At 39.9% G+C, this 14,610-nt stretch carries 19 protein-coding genes and 2 pseudogenes; 7 read left to right on the forward strand and 14 right to left on the reverse strand.

The window, feature by feature from the left end; translation table 11 throughout:
- Positions 1-2 precede the first annotated feature (2 nt).
- The 6 genes from ABUE30_RS07845 to ABUE30_RS07870 all read left to right on the forward strand — a co-directional run bounded on the left by ABUE30_RS07845 (position 3) and on the right by ABUE30_RS07870 (position 4,695).
- A complete protein-coding gene (locus ABUE30_RS07845; RefSeq protein ID WP_408623164.1) occupies positions 3-464 on the forward strand; it encodes a PTS sugar transporter subunit IIA in 462 nt (153 codons plus the stop codon).
- 4 nt (positions 465-468) lie between these two features.
- Positions 469-786: a PTS fructose transporter subunit IIB gene (locus ABUE30_RS07850; RefSeq protein ID WP_408623165.1), complete on the forward strand. Its 318-nt coding sequence runs from the start codon at positions 469-471 to the stop codon at positions 784-786.
- 22 nt (positions 787-808) lie between these two features.
- Positions 809-1,891, forward strand: coding sequence for a PTS fructose transporter subunit IIC (locus tag ABUE30_RS07855; RefSeq protein ID WP_408623166.1), 1,083 nt, complete (start codon positions 809-811; stop codon positions 1,889-1,891).
- Between the two features lie 20 nt (positions 1,892-1,911).
- A complete protein-coding gene (locus ABUE30_RS07860; protein ID WP_408623167.1) occupies positions 1,912-2,787 on the forward strand; it encodes a class II fructose-bisphosphate aldolase in 876 nt (291 codons plus the stop codon).
- 25 nt (positions 2,788-2,812) lie between these two features.
- The gene (locus ABUE30_RS07865) at positions 2,813-3,679 is read left to right on the forward strand and encodes a ketose-bisphosphate aldolase (protein WP_408623168.1); all 867 of its coding nucleotides are present in this window, start codon (positions 2,813-2,815) and stop codon (positions 3,677-3,679) included.
- 137 nt (positions 3,680-3,816) lie between these two features.
- Entirely contained in the window at positions 3,817-4,695 is an 879-nt protein-coding gene (locus tag ABUE30_RS07870) for an ROK family protein (RefSeq protein ID WP_408623169.1), read from the forward strand.
- A gap of 186 nt (positions 4,696-4,881) precedes the next feature.
- On the opposite strand, the pseudogene ABUE30_RS07875 reads toward ABUE30_RS07870, so the two are convergent.
- A pseudogene (locus ABUE30_RS07875) lies at positions 4,882-5,013 on the reverse strand (helix-turn-helix domain-containing protein); the annotation flags it as partial.
- 123 nt (positions 5,014-5,136) lie between these two features.
- Entirely contained in the window at positions 5,137-5,517 is a 381-nt protein-coding gene (locus ABUE30_RS07880) for a VOC family protein (protein ID WP_408623170.1), read from the reverse strand.
- Between the two features lie 222 nt (positions 5,518-5,739).
- On the opposite strand from ABUE30_RS07880, the pseudogene ABUE30_RS07885 reads away from it, so the two are divergent.
- Positions 5,740-6,694: pseudogene (locus ABUE30_RS07885) on the forward strand (IS110 family RNA-guided transposase).
- 33 nt (positions 6,695-6,727) lie between these two features.
- Here ABUE30_RS07885 and ABUE30_RS07890 read toward each other — a convergent pair.
- The 12 genes from ABUE30_RS07890 to ABUE30_RS07945 form a co-directional block, all read right to left on the reverse strand.
- Positions 6,728-7,174, reverse strand: coding sequence for a GNAT family N-acetyltransferase (locus ABUE30_RS07890; protein WP_408623208.1), 447 nt, complete (start codon positions 7,172-7,174; stop codon positions 6,728-6,730).
- A gap of 27 nt (positions 7,175-7,201) precedes the next feature.
- A complete protein-coding gene (locus ABUE30_RS07895) occupies positions 7,202-7,828 on the reverse strand; it encodes a DJ-1/PfpI family protein (protein ID WP_408623171.1) in 627 nt (208 codons plus the stop codon).
- A gap of 101 nt (positions 7,829-7,929) precedes the next feature.
- Positions 7,930-8,445, reverse strand: coding sequence for a GNAT family N-acetyltransferase (locus ABUE30_RS07900; protein WP_408623172.1), 516 nt, complete (start codon positions 8,443-8,445; stop codon positions 7,930-7,932).
- 91 nt (positions 8,446-8,536) lie between these two features.
- Entirely contained in the window at positions 8,537-9,193 is a 657-nt protein-coding gene (locus ABUE30_RS07905; protein ID WP_408623173.1) for an HAD family hydrolase, read from the reverse strand.
- Positions 9,194-9,300: 107 nt separating this feature from the next.
- The gene (locus ABUE30_RS07910) at positions 9,301-9,507 is read right to left on the reverse strand and encodes a hypothetical protein (protein ID WP_408623174.1); all 207 of its coding nucleotides are present in this window, start codon (positions 9,505-9,507) and stop codon (positions 9,301-9,303) included.
- A gap of 101 nt (positions 9,508-9,608) precedes the next feature.
- Positions 9,609-9,977 (reverse strand): nuclear transport factor 2 family protein, encoded by a 369-nt coding sequence (locus ABUE30_RS07915; RefSeq protein WP_408623175.1) that lies wholly within the window; start codon positions 9,975-9,977, stop codon positions 9,609-9,611.
- A 144-nt stretch (positions 9,978-10,121) separates the two neighbouring features.
- Positions 10,122-10,553 (reverse strand): hypothetical protein, encoded by a 432-nt coding sequence (locus ABUE30_RS07920; RefSeq protein ID WP_408623176.1) that lies wholly within the window; start codon positions 10,551-10,553, stop codon positions 10,122-10,124.
- A gap of 133 nt (positions 10,554-10,686) precedes the next feature.
- Positions 10,687-11,067, reverse strand: a complete 381-nt coding sequence (locus tag ABUE30_RS07925) for a GNAT family N-acetyltransferase (protein WP_408623177.1) — start codon at positions 11,065-11,067, stop codon at positions 10,687-10,689.
- A 28-nt stretch (positions 11,068-11,095) separates the two neighbouring features.
- The gene (locus ABUE30_RS07930) at positions 11,096-11,821 is read right to left on the reverse strand and encodes an alpha/beta fold hydrolase (protein ID WP_408623178.1); all 726 of its coding nucleotides are present in this window, start codon (positions 11,819-11,821) and stop codon (positions 11,096-11,098) included.
- 118 nt (positions 11,822-11,939) lie between these two features.
- Positions 11,940-12,542, reverse strand: coding sequence for an HAD family hydrolase (locus ABUE30_RS07935; RefSeq protein WP_408623179.1), 603 nt, complete (start codon positions 12,540-12,542; stop codon positions 11,940-11,942).
- 158 nt (positions 12,543-12,700) lie between these two features.
- Positions 12,701-13,675: a hypothetical protein gene (locus tag ABUE30_RS07940; RefSeq protein ID WP_408623180.1), complete on the reverse strand. Its 975-nt coding sequence runs from the start codon at positions 13,673-13,675 to the stop codon at positions 12,701-12,703.
- A gap of 612 nt (positions 13,676-14,287) precedes the next feature.
- The coding region (locus tag ABUE30_RS07945) for a reverse transcriptase domain-containing protein (protein WP_408623181.1) at positions 14,288-14,610 on the reverse strand (323 nt) is incomplete at its 5' end.

Genomic DNA, 14,610 nt, shown 5'->3' on the forward strand with positions numbered 1-14,610 from the left:
AGATGAATATCAGAAATGTATTAAATGAAAAACTAATCAATTTAAACCTTCAGGCAAAAACAAAAGATGAAGTCTTAAGTGAATTGTGTCAAATGCTTTACGACAATGGTTGTATTTCAGATATAAATACCTTTTTAAAAGATGTTTATTTAAGAGAGGATGAAGGTGAAACTGGATTGGGATCTTATATTGCGATTCCACATGGAAAATCAAATTCAGTGATTAAAACATCGATTGCTATTGGGAAAACACATCACGATGTCGCATGGGAATCTTTAGATGTTCTTCCCGTTCGCTTCATTATTTTATTTGCCGTCAGAATGATAGATAAGTCTACAGTACACATAAAATTATTGGCTCATGTATCTGAGCTGTTAGCAGATGATGATCTACTAGATCAGCTTTTAAATGTAAATTCAAAAAAAGAACTATTTAATTTGTTTGAAAACATAGAAGAGGATTAAAACGATGAACATAGTTGCTATTACAGCCTGTACCTCTGGAATCGCCCACACTTATATCGCTAAAGAGAAGCTGATAAAAGCTGCAAAATCTTTAGGGCATAGTGTTTACGTTGAAACTCAGGGAACCATCGGTGTAGAAAATGAATTAACGAAAGAAAACATTGCTAAAGCAGATATCGTTATTATTGCCGCCGATATAAAAGTTTCAGGAAAAGAAAGATTTGCGGGGAAACGTATCGTTGAAGTACCAACGCAATTATTGATTAAATCACCTAAGGCGTTAATAACTAAATTACAGGAAGACATGATTCCTAAAGTATAACTTTATTATAGCGAGTTAAACAATGAGACTTGAACTAAAAAAACATGCATTAACTGCCATATCCTACATGTTGCCTTTGGTTGTCACTGCCGGTTTATTGATTGCAATAGGCAATTTAACCGGAGGTAACGTCATTCATGACTATAAAGCTGCCTATAATATTCCAGATGCACTGGTCTCTCTGGGGGTCCTAGGTATGGGATTACTGGCCCCTGTGATCTCTGCGGCGATTGCCTATTCGATTGCTGATCGGCCGGGGATTGCGCCCGGATTGATGATGGGGCTGATTGCCAATTCAATTGGCGCCGGATTCCTCGGCGGGATGTTGGGCGGCTATGTGGTTGGGTTCTTTATCTTATTCTTAAAAGACAGAATCAAAGTCCCGATCTGGGCTCAAGGCTTGATGCCGATGATGATCATCCCGTTGGTATCAACCGTTTGTATCGGCATCCTGATGTATTTTGTCATCGGTGTTCCCATTGTCTGGGCAACTAATGTGTTGACCACTTTCCTGATGAGCATGCAGGGCGGAACTCGGTTTGTCTTTGGTATGATTATGGGTGGAATGGCGGCCTTTGATTTTGGCGGGCCAGTCAATAAAGTGGCTTCTCTGTTTGCCGACGGATTATTACTAGAGGGGATTAAAGAGCCGGAAGCGATCAAAATATTAGCGTCGATGGTGCCGCCTTTCGGGGTCACAATCTCTTTATTCATATCCAAAATCATCGGTAAAAAAATATACTCTACCTCTGAAAAAAACAATATCAAAATCGCATTCCCGATGGGGGTTTGTATGATCACCGAAGGCGTCATCCCCATTGCGGCTGTCGACCCAATCCGGGTGATTATCTCATGTACCGTTGGTGCTGCGATTGGCGGTGGAATATCTATGTATCTAGGAGTCGGCTCTCCGGTGCCGTCCGGTGGTATGTTTATCGTACCAGCCATGAACCACCCTATCTCATTTTGTATCGCTTTGCTGACCGGTTCAGTCATCACTGCATTACTGCTTGTGATCCTGAAGAAAAAACCTCAGGAAGAAGACTCAGCGACAAAAGATGAAGATGAAGAAGAACTCGATCTCTCGTCAATCAAAATTTCTTAATTAATAGAGGAGTTAATCACATGTATGTCTCTATGAAAAAGATGTTATCTCAAGCGAATCAGCAAAATTACGCTGTAATGGCGATTAACTGTTTCAACCTGGAAACGGTCAGGAGTGTGATTTCAGCTGCGCAGGAACTCCGAGCTCCGATTATTATCGATATTGTTCAGGAGCACCTATGTCATCACTGTGACAGTAAATTGATCACACCTTTGGTGATTGAACTGGCGAGTCGGTCCAATGTCGATGTCGCTTTAAATTTGGATCACGGAGAAGATATTGGCTTAATCAAAAAATGCATGGTTGATGGTTTTTCTAGTGTCATGGTCGACACATCAAAGTATTCATTTGATGAAAATATCCGCTACACAAAAGAAATTGTGGACTTTGCCAGAATATATGATGCCAGTGTCGAAGGTGAGCTGGGTAATATAGGCCTAACAATGTCGGGTGATTACACCAATGAAGCCATGTTTACCAATCCTGACCAAGCGAGAAAATTTATTGATGAAACTGGGATTGACGCCTTGGCGGTCTCATATGGTTCTTCACATGGCCACTATCCGCAAGGAGTGGTACCGGAATTAAATTTCGACATTCTGGCAAGAATTAAACAAGCAACACATTCTCCTTTGGTTTTACATGGGGGCTCCGGAGTGGGAGCTGAAAATATTAAACAATCAGTAGCATTGGGAATTAATAAAATTAACGTTGGTAGCGATTTTATGAAAGCCAATGTGAATAGCATTCAAGACCAACTCCATGAGGACCCAAATAAAAACTATTGGGAAGTTATTCGACAAGCTGAAGAACAGAGTAAAGAAATAATTAAGCATTATATTTCTATTTCTGGCTCCGAAGGGAAATCCTTTCTGAGTAACTATTTACATCATTAAAGTTAAATTTATAAGGAATTTATCTATGTTAGTTTCAATGAATTATTTATTATCAGTTGCCAAGAAGAATAAATTCGCCATCGGTGCTTTTAATGTGGCAGACAGTTGTTTTGTGCGTGCAGTGGTTGAAGAAGCGGAAGCTTGTCAGGCCCCGGCAATTATTTCTATCCATCCTACGGAATTATCATTTTTAACCGATGATTTTTTTGCATACGTGGTGAAGAGAACGTCAAATAGTCCGGTTCCCTTTGTCATTCACTTAGATCATGGTGGTTCGTTTGATGATGTCATGCGGGCGATCAGTTGTGGGTTTACTTCAGTGATGATCGACGGTTCGCTGCTCCCTTATGAAGATAACGTGTCGTTAACCAAAAAGGTGGTTGAAGCAGCGCATCCTATCGGGATTTCTGTTGAGGCGGAGCTAGGCACCATAGGCTCTACCGGAACCTCAGTGGAAGGAGGTGTGAGCAAAGTAATATATACCGATCCGGCCGAGGCAGAAGACTTCGTAACCCGAACTGGTGTCGATACGCTGGCCGTTGCTATCGGAACCGCACATGGTATTTATCCGAAAGATATGGAACCCAAACTGAGACTGGATATTTTGGCGGATATTGCAAACCGAGTTGATATTCCTCTCGTATTACACGGCGGTTCGGCAAATCCCGATGAAGAAATTATCAATGCGATTGAAATTGGTATTCAGAAAGTGAATATTTCAAGTGATATGAAAGCGGCTTATTTTAATAAATGCAGAGAAATTCTTTCAGAAAACAATTGGTGGGATCCGAATGTTATTTATCCTGATTGTATCGATGCGGCAAAAGAAGTCATTCGAACAAAAATGAAATTATTTAATTCGATAAAAAAAGTTGAGCTTTATCTTCAATAATTACTGAGTTTAACGCGACTTCTAACTTTTATTTAAAATTAATCACGGCTTAATATGCTAATTCATATGTTATATCACGAATGATATTGCACTGGTGTATTATTGCCGTGTTTTATTGATAATTAAATGAGGCTTTTATGTTAGATACATTAATGTTAGGTGCAATAGAAGCTGGTGGAACGAAATTTATTGCAGCAGTTTCTGATCAGGATCTGAATCTGATTGATAAAATCAGCGTACCAACCACAGATCCAAACCAGACACTGGGGAAAATAGCTGATTTTTTCTCGCCATATTCGATTGCTTCTATGGGGGTCGGATGTTTTGGTCCCATCGATCTGAATTTGTCATCCTCGACTTACGGATATATTGAATCCACGCCTAAGCTAGCATGGAAAGATTTTAATATCCTCGGTGCACTACAAGCACAATATCGCATCCCGATCGCCCTGAATACTGATGTAAATGTCGCGGCTTTGGGAGAGTTAAAACGCGGTGCTGCGGCTGGCGAACAAAGCTGTATTTATATCACAGTAGGCACCGGAATCGGCGGGGGAGTGGTTGTGGATCGGCAGATATTCAATGGGTATCATCATCCGGAGCTGGGGCATATCGCCGTCAAACGTTTTCCGTCGGATACGTTCACCGGAATATGCCCTTATCACACAGATTGTTTAGAAGGTCTGGCATCCGGTCCGGCTCTGGCTGAACGAGCCCATCAGGCGCCGAATAAAATTGCCAAAGATGATCCACTCTGGAAGGTTGAAGCTTATTACTTGGCGCAAGCTATTGTCACATATAGTCTGATTTTATCTCCGGCAAAAATCATACTGGGAGGCGGGGTAATGCAGCAGGAACATGTATTGGCGATGGTCAAAGCTTCGGTTAATCAACAGTTAAATCACTATATTAAGATCCCCGAAATTGATAATTATATCATCAGACCTCAGCTGAAAAATGAGGCAGCAATTATCGGTGGATTTATCCTAGCAAAGGATGCGCTAAGATTGGAATAAAATGATCATCACCCGTTAAGATAGACACCCTTATTTCTTCAGCCCATCATTCGTTCGTACTCATGTGGGCTGTGATATCCAAGACTTAAGTTCAGTCCAGTCCAAGAATGTGTCCACTTAGTCGCAAGCGGTGACTGTCCCGATGGAGCTTTTTGTTATAGCTTGCCAACGTTGACCATTACAGTTTTGTTTTAGCTCCCGATACACCGTTGTACTGTGACACTTTACTTGTTGGGCGATTTCAGAGATTGAAATTCCCCGCTCCAAAAGAGCAGAAATGGAGTATCGTCTGCCCTCGGTCAACTGCTGATAACTCATGGTCGTACGGCTTGTTTCTTTGGCGAGAAGAGCGTACCACTTTCAGCAGTTGGCTTCCTCTTCTACACCTTGCCATGAGTGTCGCACTTATTATCTGAAATCGGGTCTATAGAAATTGCTGATTTATTCCCAGTCATTCCAAACATCATGCATTGCTTCGATATTATTGCCATCAGGGTCAATTACAAAACACGCATAATAATGGTCAGTGTAGTGAGGCCTTGGGCCAGGTTTCCCATTGTCAAGTGCTCCCGCTTCAATAGCTGCATTATAAAAATCATGTATCATCTGATAGGAACTTGCTCTGAAAGCAACATGAAATGGAGTTAGTTTTGCGTTATTTTTAGACTGATATATTTCAAATAATCCTCTTCCAATGTCAAAAGCCCAAAAAGAATTTTGTGTACCGAACGCAACTTTGTATCCGAGAGTTTCAAAAACTTTAAGATAAAATACTTTACTTAATTCTACATCTCTGACAGCCATGGTAATATGATCGATCATAAAATATTCCGCAGTTTGGTTCTGAGTAAGCAAAATTTAGTATGCCACTACACCCAGACTTTAGCTGCAACTAAAGCCCTCTATGTCGTAGTTCGATTGAGCGCTGGCTCCTCTATTGAGAGACCGATAACAAACATGAACGCGACATAGAACTCCAAGCATCAAACTCGAATACTCGACTGGGTCTCGAACCCGCATTACGCAAGCATGAGTTAGCTTATTATGAATACAAACGCACTTCAAAACATTAATGTCGGTGTTGATACTGGCAAAGCAAATCTTGATATCTACATTCGACCGCTAGATATTTTTTCACTGTACACAATGATGAAAAAGGCATTAAAGAAGCAATCAAAATCATCAAGAAACACCAGCCTGAACGCATTGTGATAGAGGCAACTGGCCGCCTTGAAATGCCCTTTATTATTGCTTGTTCAAAAGCCAATTTACCTTTTGTCATGGCCAATCCTATCCACATTAAACGCTTTGCAGGGGCTATTGGACGTAGAGCGAAAAACGGACAAACTCGACGCACAATTGATTGCTCATTATAGTGAGGTTATTCAGCTTAAACTATCTCGACTGAAGCCTGAAATTATGCGTTTAATGAGTGAGTAGTCGCAAGAAGACATCAAATATTAACGATGCAAACCATGGAGAAAAATCGTTTACAACAACTTCCTAAGACGCTTCACTCTACAATCAATCCCATCATTACCGCTTTCAAAAAGCAGATCGAAAAATTGAAACTCTCATCATTACTCTTATCGAGCAAACACCAGATTATCAGAGCAAAAATGTCATATTACAAAGCGTGCCAGGCATCGGGAAAGTGAGTGCTGCTGCCATTATTAGTAATGTTCCTGAGCTTGGTTATATCAACAATAAACAAGCCGCATCTTTGATTGGCCTCGCTCCCATCAATAGAGAAAGTGGTCGCTACAAAGGTAAACGAATAATTCAAGGTGGACGCGCTCAAGTCCGAACCGTTTTGTATATGGCGATGATGTCTACTATGCAATCTAACCCTGTTTTTAAATCCACATATCAACGATTACTTGAGGCAGGGAAACCAAAGAAAGTAGCGATAATTGCCTGCGTTAGAAAGATGGTTGTTATCCTAAATTCAATGCTCAGGGATGGTACTATGTGGGATGAAAGCATGGCGAAAAATTAACTATTGACGCCATACTCGTTTGTTATGTGCGTACTAAAGTTGTGCGTACAATCTCAGCATGTCTTTGTGTTGAATACCATTTTCATAGATTGGCTCTGGATAATTCAGCAAAAAGTGATCTTTAACGATTGAGTCAACCCGAAAGCCAAGACGCTGATAATAAGTCAGTTGATAGCCAAAGGTGCCTGTACCCAGTTCAACACGAGAGATTCCCTTACTTGATAACTGAGACAGAACTGACTTAAGCAATTCAGAACCAACACCTTGACCTTGTAACTTTGGATATACAGAGACATTGAATATCTCCGCAAGGCCATTGGTTTGTGGCTTCACTATGCAAGCTGCTAAAACACGCCCATTATCTAGTGCAGCGAAGCACCATGAATCGGATAAATATGAAGAAATACTCGCTTTAGAAGGATCGGCTTCAAGCAGCAAATCTAGCGGAATCTGGCTACTTTTGACTTCGATATATTGCAATTTTCCTCCAAGCACATAACTCCGCCATCACGCGTTTGTCGCGTGCATGGCTTTGTTAGGCATATATGGTCCAATATTTCTCATTGCCCTTGAAACGTACTCGTCTTTTTCACCAACAGGGGCAACATAATGCAGTGCATCCTTAGCGGCTTTTTCACCCTCTGTACGGGCTATAATCCATGCAGCGAGATATTGGGATGCAAAACACCCACCAGCCGTGGCGATGTTACCCGATCCGTAGAAAGGTTGATTCAGTACTTCAACGCCAGCTTCTTGTACCCAGGGCTTAGTTGTGAGATCGGTACACGCAGGGACATTCGCAAGAAGGCCAAGCTTGGCAAGAATAAGTGCACCGGAGCATTGCGCGCCTATGAGTTGGCGTGAGGGATCCAAGCGCAGAGCAGACATGATCTCGGAGTCGTTTACAATCTCGCGTGTCTTGATGCCACTGCCGACAATAACAGCATCTGCAGTAGGTATTTCCTCGAGGGTCGATTGCCTATGCACGGTGACACCATTCATTGAAGTAACAGTACTCTCTGGACAGCAGAGCGTAACGCGCCAATCCTGTTTCTTGATTCGATTGAGCAAACCAAGGGCGACAAGAGAGTCGAGCTCGTTGAAACCTTGGAAAGTGAGTATAGCAATGTGCATTTTGGATACCTCTTTAATTCAAGATGCGATGTCTAACGTTTGGTTAAGAGGTGGGCTTTAGCCCGTCCCAGTTGAGCGCAGCGAACGATTTGAACCATTTGTTATACAGCATGGTTCAACTCTTTAGTCATGGGCTGAACCAAAAGTGGTGAGTCAGCTCTCAACTCTTCAAGCTGTCCTGCAGCGACAAAACCAAATGATCTATACAAATTAACTGCCACTTCGTTGCTTGTTGTGACGCCAAGTACCATAAGACTGCACCTTCTGCCTAAAGCCCATCCTTCAATTTTAAGCAGAAGGGATTTAGCTATGCCTTTACCCCTGAGCTCTGGCGAAACCCACATTTGATAGATGTGTGCGACTTTCAAGTTCGGCTTATGTATACAGCCCCAAGCAATACCTACTGGCTGGCCCTTAAACTCTGCGATTAATGGCAAAGCATCAATTTCACGAAATTTAAGATCTAAGCGTGACCTCCATTCCGTATCTAACAATGCGGCTTCCTGATTATAAGTCGAACCAAAAGAATCAGGCGATTCCTTTAAAGAATTCAGTCTGGCTGTTTTGTATAACTCCCAGTCTTCAGGAGTTAGTATTTTGATGTCAAGTTCACTCATGTTTAGGCCGTATTGTATAACGCAAAGCTAAGCGGCGAGTGGACGCGAGTCCACAGCCCGCCGCGAGCGGTGTATTTAAGGCTGAACTGCTTCAGCGTCTTGTTATTGCTTGCCATATGCCTCGAAATTCTGAGAATGAAGAAAGCTTATAGTCGACGAATTCTGGTTTTAAGTCGCTCTTATTATTAACCCAAATAGTCCTCATTCCTAGTTTCTTAGAGGGTTCCATGTCAGCCTTTAAATTGTCACCTATAAAGACAGAATTATCCGAACTTGCACCTAATGTTTCTAGCGCGGCGTTAAAAATAATAGGATCAGGCTTTTTAATGGAAAGCTCACCTGAAGTAACAATAACGTCGAAAAAACATTCAAGACCAAGAGCTTTTATTTTATTTCTTTGAAAGAAACCCCGCCCGTTTGTGACACAAGCTATTTTTACACCTTCACCCTTGAGGTAATTCATGCACTCAAGGACGCCATCGAATCGTTTAGAGTAGTTATGAAAGGACTCATCAAAATACTTGAGCATATTAGCTTCAATATCCGGCTCAATATTAAATTTACTCGCTAAGTTCTCAAAAACTTTTGCTTTTGGCTGGATGATGCAATTTTCCTTCACAAACTCGTCAATGAATTGATTGGCGTCACCACCACTATCAAGGAACTTGTTGTGCATTGACTCTGCACATGCTTTTAAGCTCTGCGTTTTATCATGAACTGTACCGTCTAAGTCGAAAAGTGCGTACATCCGTTTTCCTTGCAATAACGTGTAGTTCAATTGCCGAATGCTGGCGCTAATTTTGGGAACCAAAATTCGTGACAGTAGGAGGTCAATTGGAACGTGTTGTTAAATGGCTATGGCTGTTGCTGCTTACCTAGAACATTTTTCGCAATATAGTAGCCAACTAGCAATTCAATAAATGCAGCAAAAGCCCATGCCCCCCATACTAATGCCCAAACGACTGATATAGCAACAATAGCTATAATCGCACTACGTGTGTCCTTAATAAATGCACCAATAGCGAACCCGATAATTACGAAAACTATGGTATAAAAAAGCATTATTTTATTTCCTCATAAAAACAACAGATGCGATGTACACAAAAGCCATTTAACGCTTGCAGCAGTTACGCGGTCTTTTTCGCGTCGACTGCCTGTGATTGTTAAGAGGCAAATGGCCCCAAGTGTTCAGTTATTATTTTCCACTGATTGTTTTCACGAACAAGTACTGAAGTGCCTCTACCACCACCGGAACACATTTCTCCTTCGATTATGCCTTTCCAATTGAAGTCATATAAACATACAGCTTCGGTATCGGATATGTACGCCCAGTGAAGGTTCGAAATTTTGTACTCTTCATCTTGAATTGAGGCAAAATTGCTTATAAAAACGCCCTCAACCTCCTTTAAACCTTTAAAGGTGCCATTTGAGAACGTAACGCAGACATTTTCATGCATTAAAGGTTCAACAGATTTCCAATCCTGGCTTGCCAAAGCTAACTCGTACTTCTTAAGGATTTCCTGGGGTGTCATTTCCAAAGCCTCTTAACGCTGAGCACAGTTTCAAAAATACCTGGCGCTATATTTTGGGTACCAAAATTCGTGACAGGTATTTTTGTCAATTGCTGCGATTTGTTATGCTGCGATTGAAGGTACTGAAGCCTAACCTAATAGTTTTTAATTCAAACTTGCTCGTCCAATGACTTTGCCACTAGATAATTCTGTAATTGACCCTTCCCAAGCTTTATATTCACCAGATTTGGTAAGAAAAGCTCCGTAGCATTGTGTTGTACCATTAGTCGTTTGTAGCTTGTTCTCATGAATTGCAACTATTTTCCCTTTACCACTTTTAGCCTTGTCTAACCAATATTGAAAATCTGATTCTTGAGCCTTGCAACTTGGTCCAATATGAGCGTACTGGTTATAGATTGAATACCCAGCAATATACATTGAAATCAACGCTATGATAACAATGGATTTTATAACCATAGTTAACAATAAATTAATTTTTTTAAAATCAAGATTACGAAATTTTTCCAAATTAAGGTTATGAGATTTTTTTATATTAACATCATCAGTATTAACTGTACTTTCTTGATTATTTTCCATTAATTATTCCTCTTATTTACTCACTTCTTAAGCTGCATAACGTGTAGTTCAATTGCCGACTGCTGGCGCTAATTTTGGGAACCAAAATTCGTGACAGTAGGAGGTCAATTGGAACGTTTTGTTATACGATGCCTCACAGTAGGCGCTGAAACTGACTATTTTTAGCTTTGAAACCTAGCTTGTAAAACAAAGCTTGAGACCTAAAGTTACCCTCATCAATATCTGCATACAATTTTTCAATGCCCAAAGATTTAGCATGGGAAAATAATAAACTAAGAGCTTCCGACATATACCCTTGTCGCCAGTACGATGAATTTAGTAAGCATCCAACCTCACATGAATCACTGTTATAACTAAAGCTATGTAAACCGCAGGTTCCAATAACTTTGTTTGTCGCTTGATCCATAACCGCCCATTCCAACGATTCACCTGATTTCTCTAGTCGGACGACGCTTTCTAGCATCTGAACTATCAGATCTTTCGATGTAAAAACTGGGTCAGAGGCAAATTCCATTGTTTGAATATAATATTTTTAATTTAAATTAAATCCTTTTTTTGTTAAATGTTTTATTTATTGTTGAACAAATTCTATCTAATTTATCTTCTAATATAAAAGGAAAATGACCAGAATCCCTCAACTCCAATTCAATTATATTTGGATTAAATTTTTTAAAAGATCTTGCAATCTCTACTGGAAAACGATGATCCTTTTCTCCAAAAACATTCAAAATTGGAAAAGAAATTACTGATAATTCATTAATTAGATCAAAGTTTGATAAAAAGTGTTTAAATATTGAATTAAATGTATCCTCAGATAATGTTTTAGACATATTTTTAAAAAAAGTTAATCCTTTTAATTTTTCTTTTTCTGTCATAAAGATATCTTCAGGTTCAGCATCTTCTAACTTTAATAATTTTAGCGTTTCTCTATATTTTAACCATTGTTCAGTATTCAATCCTGTATTCATCAGGATTAATCCACAAATTTTATTTTTAAATAAAGATATATATTTTAATGCGAGAACTCCACCCCATGAGTGTCCTAATATTATTGGTTTATGCTCGCATTTATTTACTAATAAATCTATTTCTTCTATTAATTCATCTATAATTATATTAGGTCCCTTTTTTTGACTATAAAAGATACAAGTAAATGTATCATTTAAAATTGAAAAATATGATTCTAGATAATCATCGAAGCCTGGTCCACCATGTAGAAAAATAATTATTTCTTTATTCTTTCTAATTTTAATTTCTTTATGTTTCATATATTATTTAAATTATTACATTGTTTTTATTAAAAATACAGACTTTTACGATATTCACCTTATAAATCTGTATAACGCTTACAGCAAGTGCGCCTTTGGCGTCGCTTGCCTGTTCTTGTTATTCGCATTTTTCCACAATGAACTTCAGAGTTTCCTGAGTATTCGAATGCAGTAGACTTTCAATACCCAAAGACCTCGCTGCCTCCACATTCTTAGGAGTATCATCAATAAATATGCAATCATCTTCGCTTACACCGAGTTTGTTTAGGGCAATGTGAAAATAATTCAATGCTGGCTTTGCAACGCCTATTTCAGATGAATTAATGACTTCGTCAAACTCACCTTCCAAACCAACGGAGTGAAGATCCTTATTTAGTCTACTTGTAGCGTTAGTCACTAAAACAAGTTGCCCGAAAGAAAGTTGATTACGAATTTTGGTTAGAAACTCGTAGTCAATTTCAGCTTCCAAGGAGTACCACTTTTTTACTAACTCTTCCGCAACATCTTGTCCGTATTCTTTTGATAGATCGAAACGGACATTATCACACCATTCTTCGTGCGAAATCCCCCCCGTAATAGCCGGTAGCAAGTGCCTTTCAGAAAAGGCGCACGCATTTAACGGATTGCGCTCTAGGCCTAATGAAGCTACGTACTTATCAAGCTCAGTACTCGACCAGTGACGTATTACACCGTCAAAATCAATTAAAACTGTATTTTTCACTGAGGTCTCCCTGCGCATAACGCCGTGCTTTGCGGCTGATTTGGAGCGCAGCGGAAAACCAGTCCGCCAACAGCACCTTGTTATGTGCATTGCATATCACTTCATAACGGTTTGAATAAACGGCCTGTTTTAATGGCATTTATTTTTTGTTATAGGCTTTATTTATACGATTCATGTCTTTCGGGTAGAAGCTCTCTATTAGTAGAGAGGTGTTTAGCTCTTTTACTCACTTCCTCAACAACTTCATTTCTATTACGTTTTTTGTCTTTGAAATTTGGTTCAATTTTCATCTTCGGATTCGCCTCAAAAGCCTTATTCATCAATCTTCCATCTTCGGATAAGGAATCAATATCGATTGGTACTGAAGGGACAGTTCTAGTAAGTTTTTTTACTCCATCAGTATTTAATAGACCAATTAGTTCTGCGTCAGCAATAAGTGGTGAAAGAAATTCATCTGCAACAGCTTCACCTTTCATCGCAATAGGCTGACCAAGAACTTGCTTTTCTGGAAAAAGCCCCTGAATTATACCTAAAGCACTTCTTAGCGATGTGCCAGAACTTACATAGTCAAGAACAACAATAGTAGAGGCTGTCGAACCCTTGTTTTTAATAAATTGATTAAAATAATTTGAAACACGATCGAGATAAGTATTCTCTTCCAAATCCATGTCAAGAGCGGTTTCTTTAAGAGTTTCTATCGATGGCAATGAAGTAGCTGGAATAATAACTGGGGTCGGTGTAACACCAATTTCTTTCATACTCCTTATTAGTAATTCTGGACTTCCTCCTATTCCAACATATAAAGTGTTATTGTCAAATTTTCGGCGTAATATTCCAATCATATCAATGTGGCTATTAATAATTTTATTATAAACATCTGGATTTGAATCAACAGTGTCTGTTTCAGGGTCTAACTCTCTCTGAACAATGTGGTTTTCGTTTCTAGGAAAACTTCTGAAATTCGATGTTTTCTGGCTATTATTAGCTATCTCTTGCATCTTTCTCTGAGCAATCGCTTCCGGTCGGTTATCCACAAACTGAAAATATCCCTTTCCAGTGCTGCGATTTTGAGAAAAGTCATTCGCAACCGATTGCCTTTTGCTTTCTTGCATTTTGTCTGCGTGAGTATTCATGCTCTATCCTAATTTAGCTGATAGCCGACTTTTTCACAATCGCGGTAGAGCGCCCCATTACTGAGGCGACCCCGCACAGATCCGGACGTGCGGAACTACCGCATCCGGCTCTTCAGTTATATAGTCACTCGTGTAAAACACGACCCTAGTACCAGTCAACAAGCACATTTCGCTCGCTAACTTTCGGTACCTCAATTTTAAAATACGTTAACATCTTCTTGAAATGACTCCAGTTATAACTTTGCCGGCCACTTCGCCTGTTCAGCCATTTGTACAGTGTATGCAAAACATAATTGTATAAATGCGATAAGCTGCGACTGTTATCGGGCAGTCCAAAGTAATTCCTAAATCCTAGCAGTTTTCGTTTCAATTACGGCAACCACTCTCTCAATTTGAGTGATCGTTTTGCCTTTATCCATTGGTAATATTCGCTTAGTGTGGCTTTCTGCTTCTTAACCGCAGTTCTTCGCCTTAACCTCGCTTTACCATTGGTATCTGTTCCCCAATAAAATTCAAATCCTAGAAATACAAAGTGACGTTTTCGCCCGACATGAAATCGGCTGAAGCGTATTAATGATGTCTTATCTTCTGCTACGTCCAAATTGCTTATTTTTAAGGTAACGTCTTTAATCGTTTCGGTAGTACCTTGTAAAAGCGCTCGGCATCCCTTACAAATTGAAATGCACAGACAAAATCATCTGCATAGCGGATCATCATGCATCGTCCGCGCATTGCCGGTTTTACTTTCTTTTCAAACCATACATCAAGAGCATAGTGGAGATAGATATTCGCCAGCACTGGGCTGATAATTCCACCTTGTGGCGAACCACTCTGCGGTTTCTCGAATACCCCTTCGGGCGTTTTGATCCGCGCTTTCAGCCATTGACTAATGAGGCTTAATATCGCTTTATCATCAATGCGTTCACTCAACATCC

Source organism: Celerinatantimonas yamalensis, assembly GCF_046054155.1.
GTDB lineage: Bacteria > Pseudomonadota > Gammaproteobacteria > Enterobacterales > Celerinatantimonadaceae > Celerinatantimonas > Celerinatantimonas yamalensis.